The organism is Acinetobacter sp. YH12063, from assembly GCF_013419715.1.
In the GTDB taxonomy this organism is placed as follows: domain Bacteria; phylum Pseudomonadota; class Gammaproteobacteria; order Pseudomonadales; family Moraxellaceae; genus Acinetobacter; species Acinetobacter amyesii.
In genome coordinates, this window is the sequence record NZ_VOZO01000007.1 from 136707 (window position 1) to 159693 (window position 22987).

Annotated in this window: 27 protein-coding genes and 1 pseudogene; 12 read left to right on the plus strand and 16 right to left on the minus strand. The window is 38.8% G+C overall.

What is annotated here, in order from left to right:
* Positions 1-26: 26 nt before the first annotated feature.
* A complete protein-coding gene (locus tag FTU12_RS09750) occupies positions 27-938 on the minus strand; it encodes a LysR family transcriptional regulator (RefSeq protein ID WP_078188530.1) in 912 nt (303 codons plus the stop codon).
* Between the two features lie 279 nt (positions 939-1217).
* On the opposite strand from FTU12_RS09750, the gene FTU12_RS09755 reads away from it, so the two are divergent.
* Positions 1218-2132: a LysR substrate-binding domain-containing protein gene (locus tag FTU12_RS09755; RefSeq protein WP_180084912.1), complete on the plus strand. Its 915-nt coding sequence runs from the start codon at positions 1218-1220 to the stop codon at positions 2130-2132.
* A gap of 321 nt (positions 2133-2453) precedes the next feature.
* On the opposite strand, the gene map is transcribed toward FTU12_RS09755, so the two are convergent.
* Positions 2454-3248 (minus strand): type I methionyl aminopeptidase, encoded by a 795-nt coding sequence (gene map, locus FTU12_RS09760; RefSeq protein ID WP_078193926.1) that lies wholly within the window; start codon positions 3246-3248, stop codon positions 2454-2456.
* Positions 3249-3597: 349 nt separating this feature from the next.
* On the opposite strand from map, the gene brnQ reads away from it, so the two are divergent.
* Together brnQ and FTU12_RS09770 are read left to right on the plus strand one after the other, a co-directional pair.
* Positions 3598-4890: a branched-chain amino acid transport system II carrier protein gene (gene brnQ / locus FTU12_RS09765; protein WP_180114261.1), complete on the plus strand. Its 1293-nt coding sequence runs from the start codon at positions 3598-3600 to the stop codon at positions 4888-4890.
* A gap of 558 nt (positions 4891-5448) precedes the next feature.
* A complete protein-coding gene (locus tag FTU12_RS09770) occupies positions 5449-5685 on the plus strand; it encodes a hypothetical protein (RefSeq protein ID WP_078188534.1) in 237 nt (78 codons plus the stop codon).
* A gap of 272 nt (positions 5686-5957) precedes the next feature.
* On the opposite strand, the gene FTU12_RS09775 is transcribed toward FTU12_RS09770, so the two are convergent.
* Positions 5958-6419 (minus strand): hypothetical protein, encoded by a 462-nt coding sequence (locus FTU12_RS09775; RefSeq protein WP_180004966.1) that lies wholly within the window; start codon positions 6417-6419, stop codon positions 5958-5960.
* A 173-nt stretch (positions 6420-6592) separates the two neighbouring features.
* Here FTU12_RS09775 and FTU12_RS09780 point away from each other — a divergent pair, with 173 nt between their 5' ends.
* Together FTU12_RS09780 and FTU12_RS09785 are read left to right on the plus strand one after the other, a co-directional pair.
* Entirely contained in the window at positions 6593-7453 is an 861-nt protein-coding gene (locus FTU12_RS09780; protein ID WP_078193929.1) for an alpha/beta fold hydrolase, read from the plus strand.
* 215 nt (positions 7454-7668) lie between these two features.
* A complete protein-coding gene (locus tag FTU12_RS09785; RefSeq protein ID WP_078188537.1) occupies positions 7669-8154 on the plus strand; it encodes an Lrp/AsnC family transcriptional regulator in 486 nt (161 codons plus the stop codon).
* Positions 8155-8239: 85 nt separating this feature from the next.
* On the opposite strand, the gene FTU12_RS09790 is transcribed toward FTU12_RS09785, so the two are convergent.
* Complete coding sequence (locus tag FTU12_RS09790) at positions 8240-8452, minus strand: hypothetical protein (RefSeq protein WP_180022116.1); 213 nt, start codon at positions 8450-8452, stop codon at positions 8240-8242.
* Positions 8449-8661: a DUF4177 domain-containing protein gene (locus FTU12_RS09795; protein ID WP_078193931.1), complete on the minus strand. Its 213-nt coding sequence runs from the start codon at positions 8659-8661 to the stop codon at positions 8449-8451. Before FTU12_RS09795 ends, FTU12_RS09790 begins: the two co-directional genes overlap by 4 nt.
* Before the next feature lie 385 nt (positions 8662-9046).
* On the opposite strand from FTU12_RS09795, the pseudogene FTU12_RS16660 reads away from it, so the two are divergent.
* Positions 9047-9833: pseudogene (locus tag FTU12_RS16660) on the plus strand (IS3 family transposase); the annotation flags it as partial.
* Positions 9834-9960: 127 nt separating this feature from the next.
* On the opposite strand, the gene FTU12_RS09800 reads toward FTU12_RS16660, so the two are convergent.
* The 4 genes from FTU12_RS09800 to FTU12_RS09815 all read right to left on the minus strand — a co-directional run bounded on the left by FTU12_RS09800 (position 9961) and on the right by FTU12_RS09815 (position 14529).
* Positions 9961-10452 (minus strand): hypothetical protein, encoded by a 492-nt coding sequence (locus FTU12_RS09800; RefSeq protein WP_078193829.1) that lies wholly within the window; start codon positions 10450-10452, stop codon positions 9961-9963.
* 360 nt (positions 10453-10812) lie between these two features.
* Positions 10813-12207, minus strand: coding sequence for a class II fumarate hydratase (gene fumC, locus FTU12_RS09805; RefSeq protein WP_180110934.1), 1395 nt, complete (start codon positions 12205-12207; stop codon positions 10813-10815).
* A gap of 199 nt (positions 12208-12406) precedes the next feature.
* The gene (locus tag FTU12_RS09810; protein WP_180023610.1) at positions 12407-13414 is read right to left on the minus strand and encodes an SDR family NAD(P)-dependent oxidoreductase; all 1008 of its coding nucleotides are present in this window, start codon (positions 13412-13414) and stop codon (positions 12407-12409) included.
* 518 nt (positions 13415-13932) lie between these two features.
* The gene (locus FTU12_RS09815) at positions 13933-14529 is read right to left on the minus strand and encodes a phosphatase PAP2 family protein (RefSeq protein ID WP_180026274.1); all 597 of its coding nucleotides are present in this window, start codon (positions 14527-14529) and stop codon (positions 13933-13935) included.
* A gap of 314 nt (positions 14530-14843) precedes the next feature.
* Between FTU12_RS09815 and tusD the strand changes: the two genes are divergently transcribed.
* Genes tusD through FTU12_RS09835 form a run of 4 tightly spaced genes read left to right on the plus strand, consistent with a single transcriptional unit; the run spans position 14844 to position 16270 of the window.
* On the plus strand, positions 14844-15212 hold the full coding sequence (gene tusD / locus FTU12_RS09820) for a sulfurtransferase complex subunit TusD (RefSeq protein WP_078190984.1): 369 nt from the start codon (positions 14844-14846) through the stop codon (positions 15210-15212).
* A gap of 45 nt (positions 15213-15257) precedes the next feature.
* Positions 15258-15608 carry a hypothetical protein gene (locus FTU12_RS09825; protein ID WP_180022111.1) on the plus strand — a complete coding sequence of 117 codons (351 nt, stop codon included), beginning with the start codon at positions 15258-15260 and terminating at the stop codon, positions 15606-15608.
* 14 nt (positions 15609-15622) lie between these two features.
* Positions 15623-15910 (plus strand): DsrH/TusB family sulfur metabolism protein, encoded by a 288-nt coding sequence (locus FTU12_RS09830; protein ID WP_078190986.1) that lies wholly within the window; start codon positions 15623-15625, stop codon positions 15908-15910.
* 48 nt (positions 15911-15958) lie between these two features.
* On the plus strand, positions 15959-16270 hold the full coding sequence (locus FTU12_RS09835) for a TusE/DsrC/DsvC family sulfur relay protein (RefSeq protein ID WP_111884335.1): 312 nt from the start codon (positions 15959-15961) through the stop codon (positions 16268-16270).
* Positions 16271-16353: 83 nt separating this feature from the next.
* Here the strand turns inward: FTU12_RS09835 and FTU12_RS09840 are convergent, their stop codons facing one another.
* Positions 16354-16833, minus strand: coding sequence for a helix-turn-helix domain-containing protein (locus FTU12_RS09840; protein ID WP_078191046.1), 480 nt, complete (start codon positions 16831-16833; stop codon positions 16354-16356).
* Positions 16834-16982: 149 nt separating this feature from the next.
* The gene (locus FTU12_RS09845; RefSeq protein WP_180007851.1) at positions 16983-17882 is read right to left on the minus strand and encodes a LysR family transcriptional regulator; all 900 of its coding nucleotides are present in this window, start codon (positions 17880-17882) and stop codon (positions 16983-16985) included.
* A gap of 97 nt (positions 17883-17979) precedes the next feature.
* Here FTU12_RS09845 and FTU12_RS09850 point away from each other — a divergent pair, with 97 nt between their 5' ends.
* Both FTU12_RS09850 and FTU12_RS09855 read left to right on the plus strand, forming a co-directional pair.
* Entirely contained in the window at positions 17980-18432 is a 453-nt protein-coding gene (locus tag FTU12_RS09850; RefSeq protein ID WP_180022109.1) for a CidA/LrgA family protein, read from the plus strand.
* The gene (locus FTU12_RS09855; protein WP_171262654.1) at positions 18429-19139 is read left to right on the plus strand and encodes an LrgB family protein; all 711 of its coding nucleotides are present in this window, start codon (positions 18429-18431) and stop codon (positions 19137-19139) included. The genes FTU12_RS09850 and FTU12_RS09855 overlap by 4 nt, the downstream gene beginning before the upstream one ends.
* 67 nt (positions 19140-19206) lie before the next feature.
* Here the strand turns inward: FTU12_RS09855 and FTU12_RS09860 are convergent, their stop codons facing one another.
* From FTU12_RS09860 to FTU12_RS09880, 5 genes are read right to left on the minus strand one after another with little or no spacing between them, the layout of a single operon-like run.
* Positions 19207-19953: an adenosylcobinamide-GDP ribazoletransferase gene (locus tag FTU12_RS09860; RefSeq protein WP_180114262.1), complete on the minus strand. Its 747-nt coding sequence runs from the start codon at positions 19951-19953 to the stop codon at positions 19207-19209.
* Positions 19950-20573 carry a histidine phosphatase family protein gene (locus tag FTU12_RS09865; RefSeq protein WP_180114263.1) on the minus strand — a complete coding sequence of 208 codons (624 nt, stop codon included), beginning with the start codon at positions 20571-20573 and terminating at the stop codon, positions 19950-19952. Before FTU12_RS09865 ends, FTU12_RS09860 begins: the two co-directional genes overlap by 4 nt.
* Positions 20574-21626 (minus strand): nicotinate-nucleotide--dimethylbenzimidazole phosphoribosyltransferase, encoded by a 1053-nt coding sequence (cobT, locus tag FTU12_RS09870; protein WP_180003750.1) that lies wholly within the window; start codon positions 21624-21626, stop codon positions 20574-20576.
* On the minus strand, positions 21623-22144 hold the full coding sequence (cobU, locus tag FTU12_RS09875) for a bifunctional adenosylcobinamide kinase/adenosylcobinamide-phosphate guanylyltransferase (RefSeq protein ID WP_180114264.1): 522 nt from the start codon (positions 22142-22144) through the stop codon (positions 21623-21625). The genes cobT and cobU overlap by 4 nt, the downstream gene beginning before the upstream one ends.
* Positions 22141-22815: a 2'-5' RNA ligase family protein gene (locus FTU12_RS09880; RefSeq protein WP_180114265.1), complete on the minus strand. Its 675-nt coding sequence runs from the start codon at positions 22813-22815 to the stop codon at positions 22141-22143. The genes cobU and FTU12_RS09880 overlap by 4 nt, the downstream gene beginning before the upstream one ends.
* Positions 22816-22987 lie beyond the last annotated feature (172 nt).

Consider the following 22987-nt stretch of genomic DNA (forward strand, 5'->3'; position numbering starts at 1 on the left):
GTTATTATTACTTTTTAAAATAAGCACTAGAAAACCCGACGATCGTATTCAATTGCTTCCAAATCATATACTTGGTAAACACAGTCAAATAAAGGACGTGCCAATTCCCCTTCATCATCATTCCGCACAATCAAATAAATTTGGCTAATGGCGGCACTGTCCGATAATTTCACATAATTCACATGCCTAAACTGCATAATTTGGACAGATTCAGGAACAATACAAATGCCTTCGCCCGCAGCGACCATACCCAGTGATTGCTGCAAATCTGCTTGAGTATTGAAGCGTTTCGGCTCCATCCCATATTCTAAAAATAAAGACTTGATCAGCGTTGCATAACTTTGACCATCCGTTGCAGGATAAATAAAAATCTGCTCATCTTTGAGATTATTTAATGCAATCTGCTGCTGTGAAGATAAAGGATGGCTTGAATGCACCGCAACAATCAGAGGCTCTTCACGCAATAGCACACGTTTAACCGCCTGATCCGACACACGAACTCGACTAAAACATGCATCAACCCGACCTTCTTTTAATGCCTGAATCTGATCAACTGCACTCAGTTCAATTAAATTTACATTTAAGTGTGGATATTGCTGGCGGAACAAATAAACGATTCGAGGTAATAAACCACAGAGTAAGGAACCGCCATACCCAATATTAATGGTACGTTCAGTAGCACTGGCCCGCTGCGTAATGAGCTTAATTTCTTCTGCATTGGAAAGTAATTTCACGGCTTGCTGATAAAAGAAACGGCCAATGGTGGTGGTTCTTAAAGGACGGCTGCCACGCTCAAAAAGCTGTGCCCCCAACTCTTCTTCTAAATTTTGAATTTGACGACTTAAAGGAGGTTGAGCAATAAATAGCTTTTCAGCAGCCTTCGTAAAACTCTGTTCTTCTACAACGGCGACAAAGTAACGTAAATGTCTTAATTCCATGACATTGTCCTTTAATGTCGAATTTCTTTCATAATGGTCTTTTATTTGAATATATCAGGACGACACTCAAATCACATCCTTCAAATTCGGTTATTTAAAAGATATATACACCACATTTATTGTTTGGTCATGCTAATGTGAAACGATTACAAGGTTAACCCGACTTTAGTCTTGGCAATTTTGCTCAACTTTCTCACATGAAAAACTACAAAACGTGATTGACTTCATGAAACAATTCAAGTTAATTAGCTAAATCGTTGCAAATATGGAATAAGAACAGTGCTGAGTGATCTAGATGATTTTTATTGTTTTGCCCAAGTGGTCGAACATGGTGGTTTTAGTGCAGCCGAACGTGCAACAGATATTCCAAAATCAAAACTGAGTCGTCGAGTCTATAACTTAGAAGAACGTTTAGGTGTCCGCCTGATTCAACGTAGCTCACGACATTTTGCTGTTACAGATATTGGTATGAATATCTATCGCCATGCACAAGTCATGATGAATGCCGCTCAAGCCGCACACGATTTGGTTGATCATCTCAGCACACAGCCGCGCGGCTTAATTAAAGTCAGCTTGCCTGTTTCCATCGCGCAAAATGAAATGACCAAAATTTTGCCTGAATTTTTAAAGCAATATCCAGAAATTAAAGTGCAAATGATGGTGACCAATCGCCGCGTAGATATCATTAATGAAGGCTTCGACCTTGCGCTGCGTGTCCGTTCAAATTTAGACGATGACCCCAATTTAGTCATTCGTAAATTTGAAACAATTGAGCAGCACTTATTTGCCAGCCAGGCGTATCTAAATAAATTTGGTGAACTCAAACAGCCCGAAGATTTATCACAGCATCAAATATTAAGTATGGCGGATGAGCATCTCGATCAACATATTATTGTGACCGATGCACAGCATCATCAGAAAAAAATCAAAGTTAACCCAACCGTGATGGGCTCTGACCTGTCTATGTTAGCTGCACTGGCCTGCCAAGATTGTGGCGTGGCGTTATTACCCGACAGTATTGTGTCCGATCACGTGAAATCAGGTGCTTTGGTTCGTGTACTACCTGAATGGAAAGCTGCACATGGTATTTTCCATGCAGTTTATCCATCTCGTCGTGGCTTACTACCTGCTGTACGTGTATTCATTGATTACTTAGTTGAAAAACTCAGCCAACATGAACACGCTAAATTTTAAGCAAAAAAAAAGCTTACCCATGTGATGGGTAAGCGAAAACTTAAAAACTAAGTAAAATCAGAAACTACAGCAGAATCTGTAATCATATTATATAAATAAAATACATCTTTATTAAATCGTTAATAGCTCTAACTGATTTTCAGAGTTATAAGCAAAACCTTATAAATTAAGCTATAGAGAAAACCTCTTAGTCTTAAAACCTATAACGCTCATACACACTACAACTTATTAGACTAAAGTCAAAAAATATACAACTGTATAATTCTATTTAACTTCAATCATTTGAACACAGCAGATATGGCATTAACAACACTACAGAGCTTAGATCGCGGGATATTCGCCTGTACCCTCTGGCCATGGAGATAACAACTCAAAACCAGTATCGGTTACAACAACCATATGTTCCCACTGTGCCGATAAAGAACGGTCTGCGGTAATTACTGTCCAACCGTCTTTTAACTCTTTAGTACGCGCTTTACCGCTGTTGATCATCGGTTCAATGGTAAAGACCATGCCTTTTTTCAGAATGACACCTTGACCCGGTTGACCATAGTGTAAAACGCTTGGTTGCTCATGATAAACTTTACCAATCCCGTGACCACAGTATTCACGTACAATGCTGTAGCCTTCACGATGAGCAACTTGTTGAATGGCATAGCCGACATCACCCAAAGTTGCCCCCGGTTTAACTGCATGAATCCCTGCAACCATGGCTTCGTAGGTAGTTTCCACTAACTTTTTAGCCGCAGGCGAAACCTCACCCACATAGTACATACGACTGGTATCACCAAAATAACCATCTTTAATGATGGCAACATCAATATTGATAATGTCACCATCTTTCAATACAGTTTCTTTCGAAGGAATACCATGACAAACCACTTCATTCGGTGAAATACAGGTGGTTTTGGTATAGCCATAGTAGCCAACGTTGGCAGGAATCACTTTAAGTGTGTTGACGATAAAATCATTACAGATATCGTCTAGATATTCAGTGGTCACGCCCGGCTTGACATACTCCCCGATCATCTCTAAAACCTGAGCAGCTAAACGACCTGAAATGCGTAATTTTTCAATATCTTGCTCGGTTTTAATCGTGATTTTGGAAGCTTTCATCTGAATATCCTCAAATTTGAATACACCGAATTATAGACCTTTTAGATTTTTTTTGTTTTATTCAGCCAATATTTCTGCATTTATTCGGCTTATAGCATCCTATTTAGTGCTGAAAATTAGAACAATTGATTTATATCTGATAAATCTTAATAGCTAAACATATTCCTATAAAAAATTTATATACAATAAATTTCTTTTATTTATCATAAATATAAATAAAACATTATTTTATCTGCCAATATATTCATGATTCGTATTATAAAAACTATCTATACGATTTATAAATTTTGCTCCAAAAACGAGCTTAATTGCACTAAAATTGCCTTTTTTCACAGTTCATCTCCCCTTTATGACAAGTCTTCGTACACGGGATATTGTTGCCTTAGGTTTTATGACCTTTGCACTGTTTATTGGTGCAGGTAACATTATTTTCCCACCAATTGTCGCACAGCAAGCGGGTGAACATGTTTGGTTAGCTGCATTTGGTTTCTTAATCACCGCAGTTGGTCTACCTGTCATCACGATTATTGCTTTGTCGCGTGTTGAGGGTTCTATTCAAGTTTTAAGTTCACCTTTGGGTAAAGCAGCCAGCATTATCCTTACTGTCGCGTGTTACTTAGCTGTTGGACCTTTATTTGCAACACCTCGTACAGCTACCGTTTCATATGAAATTGGTTTCTCTTCTTATTTTGGTAACGGCGCAAACAGTCTGCTAATTTATAGCGTGATTTATTTTGCATTGGTGACCATTGTTTCACTTTATCCAAACAAAATTTTGGATACTGTGGGTTATTTCCTTTCACCGCTCAAGATCTTAGGTCTCATTGTACTGGGTATCTCTGCGTTCTTTATCCCTGCTGGTGTAATTCCGCCTGCAATTGGTAACTACGTGGCTGCACCAGTTTCTGAAGGTGTGGTCAATGGTTATTTAACCATGGATACTTTAGGTGCTTTAGTTTTTGGTATCGTGATCGTAAAAGCCATTACTTCACGCGGTGTAACGGATAGTAAGCTCGTCACCAAGTATGCTGTCATTGCCAGTATTATTTCAGGTATTGGACTTACACTGGTATATATCAGCTTATTCAAACTCGGTATGGGCAGCCATGATATTGCTCCAAATGCAACAAATGGTGCAGTGATCCTGCATGCATATGTACAACATGCATTTGGTGATATGGGCGCTTATTTCCTATCCGCAATGATTTTTGTTGCATGTATGGTGACTGCGATAGGCTTAACCTGCGCATGTGCTGAATATTTCTCAGAATTGACTAAAATTCCATACAAAGTTTTTGTGTTCATTTTAGTTGGCTTCTCACTGCTTATTTCAAACTTAGGTTTAACCAAACTCATTGCTGTTTCAGTACCTGTTTTAAGTGCGATTTATCCACCTGCGATTGCAGTTATCCTACTTAGCTTCTGCTCTAAATGGTTTATTTCACCATCAAGAGTTATTGCGCCTGTTACCGCATGTGCGTTTATTTTCGGTATTTTTGACGGTTTAAAAGTGGCTGGTTTCGAAGATGCACTTCCAAGCTTTATTGCCAATCTACCGCTTGCTCAACAAAATTTAGCATGGCTGATCCCTTCTGCGATTGTGCTGATTATTGCTGCTGTAATTGACAAAGTTAAAAAATAACCTTTTTTGACCTGTCTAAAATCGGAGTTTTACCCGAATGACGATTTTACCTGTGACCAATAATTGTCGAGTTTTACCCAAACTGACATTTATTTGTCCTACTACAGCGCAATAATCCTAAGTCATTGAACTTTTAAATAAAGTTTTATTTTCATGATGAGAAAAAAAGCCAGCCCTTTGGCTACAAAATATAATAATAGTTAAAATACAAATACTTTCTGCAAAATACACCGTACACAAACTCCATGATTAAGCCCGATTCAGACTGTAAGCTAGGCGGTTTCGTGTCATAAAGCCGATATACCCGTGTTGGTATATATATTGCTTATTCATACATAGATATTATGCATCGACCATTTTACTCACCAGTCAACACCTTTAGATTCATAATATTTAGTATATGAATAAAATGATTATTCTTATATGATGATCTAACATAGTTTTATGACAAAATAATGACATTTGCTATTGAAATACTTCTAGTTTCGAAGTACAACAGTAGTTCAAACCTGACCAAAATCATGGGTTTTGGCGAAACAACAACACGGAGGGGTGGAGATGTTATCAGTACATTTCAAAAAGCAATTCTTCATTAACGCTCTGAAGGCAAATAAGAACATGGTGACCTATACAAGCACCACTATTGCTCTCATGCTGACACTACTTATTCAAGGCTTAATACAAGGAAATTTAAGACCTGAATACTTTGCTTATGCGCTTATTGTCTCGGTGGCCTTTTATTTATGGGCAGTCATTGACCACAAATATCGAAAGCAAAAATCAACAGAATTTTAAGTTAGAAGATGGATGAGGCATCATCCATCTTGAAAAAAGAAAAGATGCCACCCCTACCTTCTCGATTATTCAATCCATTTTAAAAACAATACAAATAATCCCTAAAATAACCAGAAAATCATCAGCCTTTTCTCATGAATTTTCGATTCTATTTAACTTCAAATTTTGTTTTATAAATTCTTCTACATAGCCATCGTCTGCACTTTAAAAGCTTTTAGTTCTTGATTAGCTTCCAATCTCATGCAAACCATTTCTAATTGATATTGCTTTGTTTAAAACCAAAATTTAACGATGACTCCGAAGAGCAATCCGAGTGTTGCAATTAACTCGCCTATCACCAATCCAAGCATTGCCATACTCATCATCCATTTAGGTAAATGCCATTTGCCTAAGACGTGCGGGACTTTAAATTGATTGGTGGTATCGGCTAAATAGCCATGCAGTACATAACTTAAAATCGAAAAGCTAAAAAAGAACAAATTGATGATTACAAAGAGTAAATTGAGTGTATGTGGAAGTGCTGAAAAATAGGCCAATACCGCCAAAATGAGCGTTGCTGGGGCGTATAACAAACTGCTCCGATGTGCGATATCGACATAATAATGCGCACGTGCTAGTTCAGACTGTCTTATTTGTGCATATTTCCACACCCCCGTGAGCATACCTACCCATAAATAAATCCCACTAAAGACTATCGCAATTTTTACTGCACCCGAAAGTTGAAGCATGTCCATTTTAATTTACATCCATTGTTCAATTACACGCATTATTTTTATCTGTATTCCTACTGCAATAGTACTTGCTTCAAACCTGTTATGACATGACTTTAGAGTCATACTCTTTTCAGGTTTCTTTTTGGAACTTGTGTAAATTAGAGTCATCGGAATACACCCATGAAGTTTGAATCATGTCATCATCTGAAAAACTCACGATTCATTGCCAAGACGGTTATTCACTGAGTGCGCGCTTTTATCCGCACCAGACAGAGCTCAAACAGGTTTTACCTGTGTTGATTTGTCCAGCCACAGGCATTACCAAGCAATTTTATAATAGTTATGCAACATGGTTGAGCCAACAAGGCTATGACGTTTTAGTTTTTGATTTTCGTGGTATTGGTGAGTCGCTACACAGCCCTCTAAAAGAATCGACAGCAAGTATTGTGCAATGGGGGCAGCTTGATATCCCTGCGGCAATCGACGCCTTGATCAGTAAAACGCAAGCGCCTAAAGTCATATTACTCGGTCATAGCGCAGGTGGACAATTATTAGGTATCGTGCCAAATTTTGACAAAGTTGCCAAAGTGGTTGCTGTTTCTGGCTCTACAGGTCATGTAAAAAAACTTAAAGGTCGTACCAAACTTTTAGCTCCAGTGATGTTTAATGTGATCTTCCCGATTGCACGCTATACCATTGGCTATGGCCCGACCAATGCAATTGGCATGGGTGAAAATTTGCCAAAAGATGTAGCTCGTGAATGGGCTGAATTTTGTAGCAAACCTGGTTATGTCATCAATGCCTTAGGCAAAACTGTTCAGCATGATTTTCATCAACAAGTGAGCTGCCCGATCACTGCCGTATGGAGCTCTGATGATGAAATCGCTACGGAAGCCAATGTCAAAGACTTGCTGCGTTTATACCCGAATGCTTTGACTCAAATGATTGAGTTAAAACCGAAAGAAACAGGTCATAAAGCCATCGGACATATGTTGATGTTTAAATCATCACATCAAAACCTATGGCCGATCATTGAACAACAGTTACACGCTTAAGTTTTTGCCACTCAGTCAGTAATCCGGCTGAATGGTCTTTTTATGGACTGCACAATAATTTCTACTTTTGGATTCATTCAAACTGCCTGACAGCTTACATATTCTATTTTCTATCTTTAAAATCTGCACTGAACGTCCAAGTGTACTTATTTTCATCAGCCGACTATTGCAAAAAATGATATAACTATTTTTTCTCAATTATATTCTATTTTGGCATGAGTGAAGCACGACACAACCTCGACAGAATTGATCGTTTAATATTATCCGCATTAAGAGAAGATGGACGACTCACCATAGCCCAGCTTTCTGAACGTGTTGGTCTCTCCTCTTCGCCGTGTTGGACACGCTTAAAGCGTCTAGAAAATTTAAAAATTATCGACGGCTATACAGCCAACATCAACCCAAAATCGATTGGGATCAATGAATTATTCTTTATTGAAATTACATTAGAACGTCACGACGATGAAATTTTAGATCAATTTAGTGAAACTTTAGCCAATATGCCAGAAGTAGTAGAAGCACATTTAGTCACTGGCGATTATGATTATTTGGTGAAAGTTGCAGTTAAAAATGCTGAACACTATGAGCGTTTTTTACGTAAAAATTTATATTCTATGAAAGGTATACGCCATACACGCTCTATTTTTGCGCTACGACAATTAAAATCTGCCAGCAGTGCTGACCTTATGATGATTGAGTAATGAGCCAATATAGATTTAATCTATAAGATGACTTTAAAATTTAAGGGCAATTGAGTTCAGCACTCAATCGCCCTATTTATGCGGTCTAATCTATAAAGCCATCTTTTTTCAATTTTTTATCTGTCAAATACTCACGTATGACCAATGTTGCGATAATAATGATGGCTTCTAGAATCGCCACAGTGACGGTTATTTTGGTAAAAACTTCGACACTGAGCCACTCAAACCACAATTGAGCGATGGCTAATAAACCCCATAAAACTGAAATAATAAGTGCACTAAAGACACCGTATTTCATTTTTCTCTCTCCAAAACAACCACATAAGCTTCACGCTTCCAAAAAAGCAGCATACGGCGGATATCTTTTTCCATCGTAATCACCGCCCAACCTTGCTGCGCATTTTGATTTAAAAAATTGGTGAATTTAACAGGATCAACTTTTGAAGAGCCAAGCAGTAAAGATCCCAGCATGCCTTCTTGATAGATAACAACTTTATATTCTTTCATCAATATAGTTCTTTATGGTTATAGTGAAATGAACAAATGTTCAGGGCAAAGTATAGCGATCGCTTTTTTCTAAAATAACCTAGTTTTACCCGCCTAATTTGCTCAGCAATTTTTTCGATTTTATGTTTTAATACGTGCAGTATGAGATGAGCCTTATATGAGTATCACGCGAGTGATACGACTAGCCCCTAACCATGGGGCTTTTTAATGTCCGCATTTATGATTTTCAAGTTTTAGCATCTTTGAGAGACTCTTTCGCTAATAGTTTGCTGTGTCTTTCGACATGCTGCCAGCATAGCCCTATACTCGTAAAGCTAAGAAAGTATTCAAAGCAACGATATACTTACTTAAATCTATCACCGATCAGTTAAAAATAATCACTGCAGTCTCTTCTGCCTGCAAATATCTAGGTGTCAGCACTTCACGCTTCTATGCATGAAAAATGTTAGATTTATTTATGTATGATGATTTGAAAGCTATCCATTGGCAGCATCATACTCATTTAGGCGCACAATCATGTCCATGACATACATGATCTTGATTATCGTATGAATGAATGTTCTGTCTGTAGAATCTAAGAATATTTAAAAAGCTAAGTTTACTGAATAAAGTTGCACGCAAATATAAGCATACAACGGATATTACTTATATCAGTACCAAGCAAGATGGGTTGTATTTATGTGGATGCTAAGTTTATTTAGTCGTTGTACTGTCTGTTGGCAAACTAGCCATTGTAATGGTCAAGTAAAATCAGACCATCAATTGATATGCGTGTAATGCATTTAATTAAGCAGTAGCTCATCAAGGTTATCCAAACAGGTGCATGGTACATTTCCTTGCAAAGCAATACTTCACAGACTCGAAGTACTGTAATCATGATTGTAGGGGCTATTTATTGATGAATAACGGTATTCTAGTATACAACCGTCGCGACCTTACACAGTATGCTGCTCATGGGATAATGCAGTAAGCGAAGCTTGTCTCCCACATTAAAAGACCATGTGATTCACGGTAGTGTTTACTACTAGAAAAGAAACCGATGCTGTATTATTCTCAAAGTTTACTACCATCGAATTAGACGACCTTCTACAAATGACTGGTTAAGTCTAAAAGCCTTTAAGCAGAAATATTTTAAGTATTTAGAAGGGATGACCGTTCACGATATTGTTTAGGATCAATGCTTCACTTGCTTGATGGGTCACTATGAAACAGTCACTTGCCGCAGTAAATCTGAAGTTCTGCTGTGCATATAAAAAATCCTCCTAAGCGGAGGATTTTTCGACTAAAACTGTGTGCAGTTTAGAATTTTGCTTCTAATACATTTGCTGACACTTGGTTTTTCCAAAGCTCACGTAAAGTCGGTAGATAGAATTTTTCACCTAGCTCGACCAACTCTGCATCAATCAAACCATGAACTTCGTGCATGAATAAATAATCAAGTTCAACGGTTTGTAATTTTGACTGTGCTTTTTTATATTCTTTACGTTTTTGCTGTGCTTTTTTTACCAAGTTATCTGCATAAGCACGGTCTTTATATTGGGCAATAGCATTCAAACGTAGCTCAATTACGCCCCACCCACTGAGTAGCAATTTAAATTTTTCAAAATCTGTCGTTGTCGATTCCCAGCTCATTTCTTCTAGATTTTCATTTTCAGGCAAAACTGGTAGCAAAAGCTCCATAACACTTGGGAAAATCTTTTTAAAATTCAAAACAAATTTAACAGGATGCTCGCCCGGATAGTCTTTAAATTGAACGTTCTTTTGGACATCTGTCAAATAGATGGTGAGCATTGGGGGAAATCCTTAAATAAAACACTGTCTTGCAAATATTTATTCAAACAAATGTCAAATAGCAACGAAAACAGAAAAAGAAAGGCATTTTAACAAGTGTGCCAATGAATTCAAAGCCCAATCCAATGAATTACTCGCTTCATCATCAGGCCTTTCTTCATTTTGTTCGTTCCCCTATTTTTAATAAATCGTCTGGTTTCTATACATACATTTCAAGATGAATATGAATCCAAAGAATCTGTGTTAGGCAATAACTAGTTGAAAAATAATTCAATCATATATCCAATAAAAAGAGAGGCTTAATATGAATCAGCCCCTCTTTTTATTTTCAAACACTCTAGATGAATGATCTCAAAAAATTTATTTGGTATTTGGTGAAACCATTTGCTCAGGACGAACCACTTCATCAAATTGCTCTGCAGTGACTAAACCGAGTTCTACCGCAACTTGTTTTAGAGTTTTACCTTCTTTATATGCAGTTTTAGCAACTTTCGCAGCATTTTCATAACCAATCACAGGGTTGAGTGCCGTAACTAACATTAAAGAATCATGTAAGAAATGATCGATTTTTTCACGGTTTGGCTCAATTCCGACTGCGCAGTGGTCATTGAAGCTATTACATGCATCGCCAAGGAGTTGAATAGATTGCAATAAGTTAAAGGCAATAACAGGCATAAACACGTTTAATTCAAAGTTACCCGATGCCCCCGCAACATTAATAGTTGTATCATTTCCAAGTACTTGAGCAACCACCATTGTCATGGCTTCACTTTGAGTTGGATTGACCTTACCAGGCATGATGCTTGAGCCTGGTTCATTTTCTGGAATGCGTAGCTCACCAAAACCACAGCGTGGGCCACTGGCTAACCAGCGCACGTCATTGGCGATTTTATTTAAACTTACAGCAAGTGTTTTTAACGCCCCCGATGCAAATACAGCAGCATCACGTCCTGCAAGTGCTTCAAATTTATTGGGTGCAGTGACAAATGGTAGTCCTGTTTGCTTCGCAAGTTCTGCTGCTGCTTTTACAGCATATTCAGGATGTGCGTTGAGACCTGTACCCACCGCTGTTCCGCCTAGTGGTAATTCATACAGCCCTTCTAAAGCTTGATTTAAACGCTTCAAACCATGATCGAGCTGTGAAACATAGCCACTAAACTCTTGGCCTAATGTTAAAGGCGTTGCGTCCTGTAAATGTGTACGGCCAATTTTAACAATATCTTTAAATTCTTTAGATTTCGCTTCTAAGGTATTACGAAGTTTCGTTACAGCAGGAATTAAAAGCTCATTGATTTGTAGACTTGCAGCCACATGAATTGCGGTTGGGAATGAATCGTTGGTCGATTGAGCACGATTGACATGATCATTGGGATGGACAGGTTTTTGTGAACCCAACGGATTACCCAGTTTTTGATTGGCAATATTGGCAATTACCTCATTACAGTTCATGTTACTTTGCGTACCTGAACCAGTTTGCCAAACTACCAGTGGAAATTGTGCATCCCACTGCCCTGAGATCACTTCTTCGGCTGCATTGACGATATAACCAGAAAGTTCCTGAGGGATTTGACCCAATGCTGCGTTAGTAATCGCTGCTGATTTTTTAACGAGACCCATTGCACGAATCATGGGACGTGGTAAACGTTCACCACCAATTTTAAAGTTTTGCAAACTACGCTGTGTTTGTGCACCCCACATCGCATCGCTAGGTACTTCAACATCGCCCATTGTGTCATGTTCAATACGTGTTTGCATAAATGACCTCATATCCTTATCTATAAAACTTGAACGTCTATGCAGAATCAAACTCTGCTGATAAATACAGTTTAGGTAACTTGCTTAGATTTGTAAATAATAACCATTATCAATTATGAGCGGTTTATTTGATAATCTTTATCGTGATTTTATAAAGAAAATCATGCACGATGATTAAATTTACCGAAAACAAGACGAGTTAATTCCCTCTTAATGTTTGTTGATAGAAACGCCATTCATCTTCTAGCATTTTCTTTAAATCTTGTTCAGGCTGCCAATCAAAAGTACTTTTCGCTTTCTGTGTACTTGCCCCAAGCTGGTCATATTCATGGCTTGGGTAAAAACTAGATTCGACCGTCTTAATCTCCGCCTGTGTCACTTCTGAAAGCGTATCCAACAGTTGCTGTATCGAAACCAATTCACCTGAAATATTAAAGGCCTCGCAAGTAAATTGTTGCTGCGACAACCATTGCAAACATTGCCACACCGCCTTACAACAGTCGAGTACATGCAAGAAACTCCGTTCCACAGTACCATCTTCAGTTTTGGCTTGTTTGCGAAGTTCAATAAAATCTCGTTGTAAAGCACCGACTTGCATCGCAAGCGGCACGATATTTTTTGGCAATGGCGCAACAAACTCACCTAAAACTGCATGTTCGAAAGCACCTGCGACGTTTCCTAAACGCAAAATCGCAATTTTCCACTCATTATCAGTACGTGCCGTATCCCGTATAATTTCTTCCACCATTTGTTGAGATTTCACATAGGGATTTGGATAGGTAAAATTGATTTCTGTGTCTTCTGTTAATTCTGCCGACGACTGTCCATATACCGCTAAACTTGATAAATGGATCAGTGTTCGTACACCTGTTCGCTGCATGGCACGCAGCAAACTCATGATACAACTGACATTATCATTATAATATTCAAGTGGTTTAAGGACGGATTCTTCCAATGACTTAAAGCCTGCCGTATGAATGACAGCATCGACGGTATATTGTTCAAATACTTTATTGAGTGCGGGAGTATTGCGAATATCGAGTTTGACAAAAGGCACATACATGCCTGAAATAAATTCTAGTCGTTCAAGTGTTTGTAAATTTGCATTGGATAAATTATCCACAATAATGACTTCTTGACCTTGAGCCATTAAACTCAAGGCTATATGTGAGCCTATAAAGCCTAAACCACCAGTCACTAAAATCATTGTTTAGATACTCCTTATAGTTATCAAGCTTTTACAACTCTTTGGCATCATCTTGAAGTAGTCACCAACTTTTCTACAGATCAAAATTATTAAACCTCGCCTCAGCATTTTCCATGAGCCGAACAATCTGCAAGAGCATTCTAGTTTTATCTTACTGCTTTGGAATTTTGACTGTGTTGCAGTTATGAATATTAACTGTATTTGATTTACGAAAAATGACCTCGCTAGCCAATCAATTTTGAAGAAATCTCAAGATTACGTGGTATTTGAGTGAACGCTTTTAGAAGAAGATATTTAAAAAAAATTCGCACTACTAAATATTTGATGTAGGACAGTCGAACTAGAAAACACCTGCTCGAATGAGCAAATGGAATTGAGCAGTCTGACTATTTTTTGAGGTATAGAATCTGGATGTGAACGCCAGATGAATCATCATAAATATTCATCTGGCAAGATGTTGGCAATGTAACTATAACAGCAGCAAACGTTTGAAATCGCAAATATCTAAGCAACTTAATTTAGCGGATATAGCCTTTTTTAATCATGGCTGAGAATAGGAACTCGTAAACTTTTAATATCATGCTCACCAAATGAAAACCATAGCTTCGCCATAAAGACAGTCCGACAAAATTAAGCAAAACAGCGATGATCAACGCGCCCGCCATATCCATTGGATAATGCACACCTAAATAGACTCTCGACCACGCCACAAGAAAAGCGAATGCGAGAAATACATAGCCGACGGTTTTTTGCTTTGAAAATATATAAGAAAATGCAATCGTGCTAAAAAACAGCATGTGATCACTCGGGAAGGATCCATTCGGTGAATGTTCTATAATCGTGCGTCCGACGTCCAAGACAAAGGGTCTAGGATAGTAAAAGAAACTCGAAATCACTTGGCTGATAAGAAAAGCGACGATTGTAAAAACTGTGGCTTTAACGATTTGTTTTTTGGTGTCAAAACTGCCTTTAAACCAAGCCAAAAACATCAAAAGAATCACGATATAAAATAGATCATTGGCAATAAATATGGCAAAAGAAATAGTGAAATCTAAAGCATTGTCCGAAGCATTGATTGAATTAAATAAACTTAAATTAAATTTCTCTATATTCATGAGATGGTTTAAAAAATGAAAAGATCATAGCACTCTGTAAAATCAAAAATTGCGTTTTATTCATATAAAGATTTTTCAGTATGTAACCGTAGAGTTTATTTATGAAAAAGTGATGGCTCGAGGCTGAATCCAAATTAAACCCAATGTTATACCAATCGTTCTATTTGAAGAAAAATTTGCAATGGCAGTGCTGCCTAAATAAGCAAAACTGTGCAAATATTCAGATCATTGAGTAAATCATTGTATACTAGCTTTTTCTTCTGAACTCAGAACAAACTGTCGATCTAGACCGTTTATTCATTTAGTGAATTTCGATGAGTACTCTATTACTAATTACCTCCTCACCCACTTCGATATTGGCTTGGCATGCTTTGGGTCTTGCCCAAGCGCTGAAGCAAAAAGGCGAAAACTTTCGGGTTTTTTTCTATCAAGATGGTGTAAATGTCGCAAATGCCCTGCAATGGGTGCCAGATGATCAACGCAAACTCAGTAGTGAATGGCAAAAACTCGGCATTCGTTTACCTGTTTGCGTAAGTGCAGCTCTCGCACGTGGGATCACAGATCAGGAAAATGCACAGCGTCACAATATTCAGCAACATAATCTAGCTGAGCAATTTGAACTTGTGGGCCTAGGCGAACTCGCCGATGCCGTACAAGCTGCTGACCGTTTATTGCAATTCTAAGTATTTTGATTGCCGCGCATTTGTAGCATTGAAAAGGAAAATTACGTGAAATCTGTACTGGTTGTTTTAACTCATGCAAATCTTGCAAGCTTACAAGTACATGAAAGTCTTTCTGCAACCATGGTGCTTGCAACCTTCGGCTGTGACGTTAAAGTGTTGCTCAAAGATGCTGCGCTGAGCTTACTTCAGGCAGAACAAGAGTTTAATCAGCTCAAGCATGCATTTAAACTCGCATCCAACATGGTTGATAGCTTTGAGTTTTATGATCTCACCCCGATTTATATTGAACAAAAAAATTCACAGCATCCTTTTGTGATCAACAGTGAACAAGAACTCGAATTTGTTCAATTCAATACCGAATTGATTCAACAATTCGATCATGTGTTGTATTGGTAAAAAGAGGAATGATGATGTCAAATTCTACGCTGTATTTAGTCCAAGCCAGCTATGCCAATACCCTACAGCACATCCAGCAGTTAGCCAGTTTAATCAACCCTGAAGATGCAATCATCCTGATGGGTGAAGCAGTCTTACATATTGCAGATGAACAAATTCAGCAATTTGGCACATGTTATGTACTTGAAAATGATGCTGAAATTTTAGGTAAAAGTATGAATTATAGTCATATGAAAGTGATCGACTATGCCGCTTTTGCTGATCTATGCCTCAGATTTAAAAGATGTATTTCACTCAAATAATTTGAGTGAAAGCGATCCATTTCTACAATCTTCTCTTTTGGAACGAATATGAATCTTGAATTAGACCAAGATGGCCATTTGGTGGATTACACTATTTGGAATGAAGCTGTTGCCCAAGAACTGGCTAAAAGTTTAGAACTTGAGTTAAGCCCTTGGCATTTTGAAGTTTTACAAGCTGTGCGACAGTTTTATCAACAGTTTGGTCACTCGCCAGCAACTCGCCCACTCATTAAATTTTTAATGAAAACGGTGAGCGCTGATATTAATAATGCGGTGTTACAAGACAAATTTAACACCGGTTTGGTCGCTCGACATTTAAGTCGTTTAGCGGGCATCCCTAAACCTGCAAATTGTTTGTGATTTTAAAGCAACCCAAATACTGCTTAGGCTAATTTGGCTAAATAGATGCAAATCAGCATCTTGAAGAAAGCCATAAAAACAGCTTATGCAGGTTTTAATTGATTTAGAGCGATGTAATAGGCTTGGGTAAATATCGGTTTGACCTGTTTGGCTTGGATCGGTTCAGCACAACATGAGCACACTAAAACCGGTTTAAATTTTTGCCCACATGCCTGATGCACATATTCAACAGGTGATCCTAAGCCCTGATCCATATATTGATCGGCCCAATGTGTCATAGCTAAAAGGATTGGATACAAGTCTAAGCCTTTTTGCGTCAGTCGATATTCAAAACGTTCCTGACGCTCGACATAAGCAACTTTGGTTAAAATACCCTCTTCAACCAAACGCTTTAATCGGTCGGATAACACATGACGCGTCACACCGAGATTTTGTTGAAAGTCATCAAAACGTCGAATGCCCATAAATGCATTACGGATAATCAACATGGTCCAACGATCCCCTAGCACTGAAAGCGCACGAGCGATTGAACACGGTTGTTGACCAATATCATCCCATTTCATTTTATGAACCATCAAAAATAACGACCAACACCCAATTTAATTCATGCCTGTTGATTTTGCAAAATCCTTTTCAATAATCTTTGATATACAAATCATAAATCGACCTTCATTTCCAATCATTTATTTCATCGGATTGATCTGAGAATGAACTAAAAATGTATTTTGTCTTTATTGTCCTCAATTATTTCTAGCCAAGCACGCGTTGCGGGACTCATGGCAACAGTGGTATTCCAGGCCATACTGAGTTTCCAGTCTAGGTTTGGATTTTCTAATTCAGCCATATGGTATTTTGCCGCATCAAGTTGTTCACAATAAATTTTAGGCAGGAGTGCAATCCCGACATTTGAATCTACCATTTTGGCGATGAAGTCCCACTGGCTACTTTTACACACTACATTGGGCTCAAATCCGACGTAGTTTGCCGCCTGTATAATGATGTCATTGAGTGTGAAGGTATCATCATATAATAAAAAGGATTCTTCTTTTAATTCAATCAGCGATACTGTTTTTCGCTTACGCCACTGTGAGTTTTTTTTGGACAATAGACACAAAGGTGACTCCATCACTGGAATACCACTCAGCACCGGTTTCAAGTGACCCAAAATAATCCCGACGTCGACCTGTTTTTTTAAAATGGCACTTTCTATACCTGTCGCCCCAACCTCAAAAAAGCTCAGTTCAATATTGGGGTATTTTTTATGAAACAGCGCGATTAACTGACTGAACAACACTGATGCCAATGGCGGTAAACCTAGGGTCAATTTACCTTGTTTTAAGGCACGAACTTGGGTAACGGTATCAAGCATCCGTTGTTGTTCATTCAATATCACTAAGGCATGCTGATAAATCTGCTCTCCCATATAGGTGAGCTGTGCTTCCCTTTTTCGACCTGCTTCTCCTTTATGAAATAAAGGCACGCCGATCTCGTCTTCTAACTGACGAATTAATTTACTAATGGTCGGCTGAGTGACAAAAAGCGCTTCTGCTGCATGACTAAAACTCTGTTTTTGTACGATGGTCACAAAGACTTTTAGGCTTTTAATGTCCATTATTATTCCATTTAAGCATAATTAATAATTAATTATTCATAATTATACAGGGTATGCACTTTTAAAATAGCGTCATCTCCTATTCTACTGTCGTCTCATGGATACGTTTCCACAATCTACTTCCAAATTTACCCAGTTTCTTAAAACTTTAGCGCAGCTAAGTTTATTGATATTGATCTGGTGGATTGGCTCTTGCATTCAATCTTGGTTTAACTTGCCGATCTCTGCTGGCGTGATTGGTTTATTGCTCCTTTTAGCCGCATTGTTGAGTGGTTTATTTAAAATGCAGTGGATCAAACAAGGCTCAGATTTTATTTTGGCTGAACTGGTTCTATTCTTTATCCCCTGTGTAGTTGGATTAATTAAATATCAAGATTTATTACTCAGCTCTGGCTGGCAGTTAATTTTAGCCGTGGTACTGGGTACCGTCTGTGTCATGGTGTTTACAGCATTTACGGTTTATTGGGGCTTTAAACTCGAGGCAAAACTTAAAGCGAAACACCAAACTGCGACAGATCATGATGTCAACACAGCAGGAAAAACCTTATGAACGATTTTGGGTTGAACAGCATCTCTGTATTGTTTTTCGTCCTGACCCTTGTCGGTTATATTTTGGCGAAAAAGCTACATCGTAAGTTACCGTATATGGTTCTTTCCCCTGCACTATTCGTCCCGTTTGTGCTGATTATACTCATGCTTTGCTTTCATATTTCATATGACACCTATATGCAAGAAAGCCAATGGATTGTATGGATGCTCGGCCCTGCCACTGTGGCCTTTGCTATTCCCATCTATGAATATCGACAAATTATTCGTCAGCATGCGCTGAGCATTAGTTTGGGCATCGTGATTGGTATGTTAGCAGGGATTATTAGTGCTTTTTATTTGGCACAGTTGTTTCAATTTGACCAGGAAACGTCTTATAGCTTAATGGCACGTTCCATTTCTACGCCCTTTGCCATGGAACTTACCTCAAATATTGGGGGTTCAGTCGAATTGGTGATTCTATTTACCATGATTACTGGGATTGCTGGCGTGGCTTTAGCTGACCTAGTTTTGGCTGGGCTTAAATTGCATTCACGCTTTGCGCAAGGTGCGGCTCTTGGCAATGCCGCACATGGATTTGGTACAAGCAAAGCATTATCACGTCATAAAGAAGAAGGTGTAGCAGCATGCTTGAGCATGGTACTTGCTGGAGTATTTATGGTATTGCTTGGGCCATCGCTTATTCATTTAGTCATTTATCTGTTGGGATAAAATAAAAAGCCCAGTGCAATAGCTGGGCTTTTTTTAAATCAGGAGTTAAGTCATTTCACTGTAAAAACTAAGCAATTACATAATGTAGTGCTATGACAAACGCTAAGAGACTCGACACTTCTGTAATTTCAATCGCTGCACCAATTGTATCTCCCGTTACGCCACCTATACGCTGAATAAATTTCCATCGCAAATACAGTAAAGTACAAATAAACGCGAATATACTCACCACTCCAGTCCAGCTAAAATACAAACATGCACTTAGGCAGAGTATAAAGACCAGGTATGCCGACTTTCGTGGAATAGTTGCTGCTATCGATGAGCCCAAGCCTTTTTCACGAACATACTGAGTTGTTAAAAACAAAAATAAAGGGGCTAAACGACCTAATACTGGAAATACAATTAATGCCAAATACATTTGCTGTTGTAGCAAAACATAAAGCGCCGACCATTTGAGTAAGCAAATCACGACGAGGCTCAACACACCAATCGGCCCACATGCAGGGTCTTTCATGATTTTAAGTGTACGTTCGGCATCACCAAAGCCACCGACCCATGCATCTGCCGTATCGGCTAAACCATCTAGATGTAACCCACCTGTGAGCCAAATCCAAACCACAAGCAAAATGCTACTGAGTAAGATGATTGGCAGGCTGTGAAATGTAAAAGCAAGCAAGGCAAGAATGCCACCGATCAACAATCCCACCGCAGGATAAAACAGTAAAGACTGTCCATTTTGCTGTTTCGATGGCATCGCTTTAAGTTGAATAGGGAAAGTCGTGAGAAACTGTAGAGCAATCCAAAAAGGTGTCATTCACTTTGCTCCAAAAGACGAATATTTGTACGATTTTGCACAATGAATGAATTTAATTGTCCCAATTCAGCAGTCATTTTTAATAAATCATCTAAGTGACTTTGCTGTGCCATACATTTTAATAATTTAATCACACCACCATGGGAAACCAATAAAACGCGTTGCCAATGATGCTGTTGAGCCTGCAAGACTAGCTCATCTAGACCGCTTAAGATCCTTTGTTGAAATTGCTGAAGACTTTCTGCATTCGGTAGCGTAAATGTGCTGGGACTTTGCCAAAACTGTGCGAGTAACTCTGGAGTGTTTTCATAGATATGCTTGGTTGATACCGCTTCCCAGTCGCCAAAATGCATTTCTTGAAACTTCGCATTTTCAAACATTGGACGTTTAAGTTGTTGAGACAAATCTAAAGCAAATAAACGGCAGCGCTGTAAGTCAGAAGTAATGATGACATCCCAGCTCGCTAAACCGTGTGTATGAATGACGTTCAATACATCATCTATGGTCTGCTGCATCTGCTGCCAACCTTTTTGCGTCAAAGCATCATCTGTAGAGCCACGTAAGGTATGGCTCAGTTCAGTCTCACCATGACGCAATATATCTAAACGGAAATGTTCCATTTAAACTTTTTCACCAATCACAGCAGCTTGTGCAAAAGTTGCCATGTTGTTATGTAAACGACATGCCAAACGAATTAAACCCAATGCCGCACCGGCACCGCTGCCTTCACCTAAACGTAAATTCAACTTTAAAAGTGGTTCAGCTTCAAGGGCTTGAAGTAAACGTTGGTGCCCATATTCAGCCGATTGATGACCAAAAAGCATCCATTCACGTACAGCAGGATTTAAACGAACAGCGACCAAGGCAGAAACCGTACTAATAAATCCATCCACGACCATTGCCAAACCCAATTGCGCACAGCGAATGTATGCTCCAACCATTGCGGCAATTTCCAAACCACCTACAGCACATAGAGCTTTAAAGACATCTTGGCCGACATAGTCCTGATGTAAAGCTAAAGCTTGATCAATCACTTGTTTCTTATGTGCCAATTGTTCAGCACGAATACCTGTACCAACACCTGTCAGTTTTTCGGCCGGCTCATTAAATAAAAAACATGCAACAGCAGAGGCCGAGCAGGTATTACCAATGCCCATTTCCCCTGCGACATAAATAGACGCACCTGCAGCGATAGCATCTTCAACACTTTTACGGCCAAGATTCATCGCTTCAATACATTGTGATTCGCTCATCGCAACAGTTTTAGCAAAATTTGCTGTACCCGCTGCAATACAGTAGCGCTCTACCCCTGCATATTCATAAGCTTCGCCTACCGAACCACAGTCAATCACTTGTAGTTTGGCTTGATACTCACGTGCAATGACACTAATACATGCACCACCTGTCGTGAAGTTTTGTAGCATTTGGCGTGTGACGGCTTGTGGGTAGGCTGAAATATTTTCTTCCATCACACCATGATCACCAGCAAAGATGGCAATCCATGGAAAATCGATATTGGGTTGATCCGTGTTTTGTAATGATGCAAGTTGCACCGCAACATTTTCAAGTTCTGAAAGCGAGCCCGTAGGTTTGGTTAGCTGTAACTGGTGATTTGACGCCTGTTGCTTAGCTTCGATACTCGGATTTTGACAGGGTTCTTGCCACCAGTTCATGCTTTATCTCCTTTTAAGATCATTGGAAAACCTGCAACACAAAACACCACATGGTCAGCTATTTGACCAATTTGTTGATGTAAGCGCCCAGATTCATCGACGAATTTTCGACTGATTTGTCCCATGGGAACAACGCCCAGTCCAGTTTCGTTACTGACTAAAATAATGTCTGACTTTAATATTGGCAGCACCGTAAGTAATTTTTGGCATTGTTGCTGTTGAAAATCTGCTTGTTCATGCAGCAATAAATTACTCATCCACAGCGTTAAACAATCGATAAGAATGGTTTGATGAGCTTGGTCTATTTCAACTAAGCGATCGGATAAATACAAAGGCTCTTCAATCAGCCTCCAATGGTCAGGACGGTCTGCTTGATGATGCTGAATTCGCTCCTGCATTTCCTCATCATAGGCTTGTGCTGTAGCCACATAGATCACGGCTTGAGCACTTTCTTTGGCTTTTTGTTCTGCAAGTCGGCTCTTACCTGAACGTGCCCCACCCAATATGAAATGAATCATGACTGTGCCATCTCTATATTTTGTCTAAACTGATGTTGATAATAAGGAGTCAACGCCCCTTGTAATACTTGAGCCTGATAATGACCAAAAGTCAGCTGCTCGCTTTCAAAATCAAAGCTGTGCTGTTCAATTCGTTGGATTCTTTCAAAAATATCATCGCTATTCCATGCCTGTTTATACAAGCCCAATGTGATATGCGGACAATATTCGATTGGTGCAATTTCATTCGAAGTTAAATTCAAAGCTTGACGTAGATGCTCTAACTTACGATCTACATCCACAATTTCAATAAACAGCGCGCTTTGAAAGCTATTGATCTGACCAGTACGTAACCGAATATTAGATAGTGATAACTGTCGAAGTTGTTGTTGGTGCAGTGCCAATTCATCTGCTGAGAAATTATCATTCCATCGTTGTTCAACATGATCGATTAATTGAGTTTTATTTAACTCTTCAAAAAAGCCACAAATAAACACAGTGATATGAAATTGGCGCGTATTCGGTGTGTATAAAAGATCTGAAAACTGCGCTCGAAGTGCTGTGAGATACGCCAATAATTCAGGATCCTGTATTTCTATATACCACAAAGCATAGTGCTGACGACCTTGATGCCAATCGGGATAATCCTGATTGAGCGTCGGTACGACTTGCATTGAGGGTTTTAAAAACACAGATAAATCACTTTAAATTCAATCTGCTTTATTAAAGCATGAATCAAAACAGACTTTGCCCAATTTTGATTTAGTAATATTCAGTTAGAACTGAAATTCATTCATCTAAGGCCACTCTATAAGAAAAAATGCCGAGTCATACTCAGCATTTTTGATTCAACTTATATTGCAT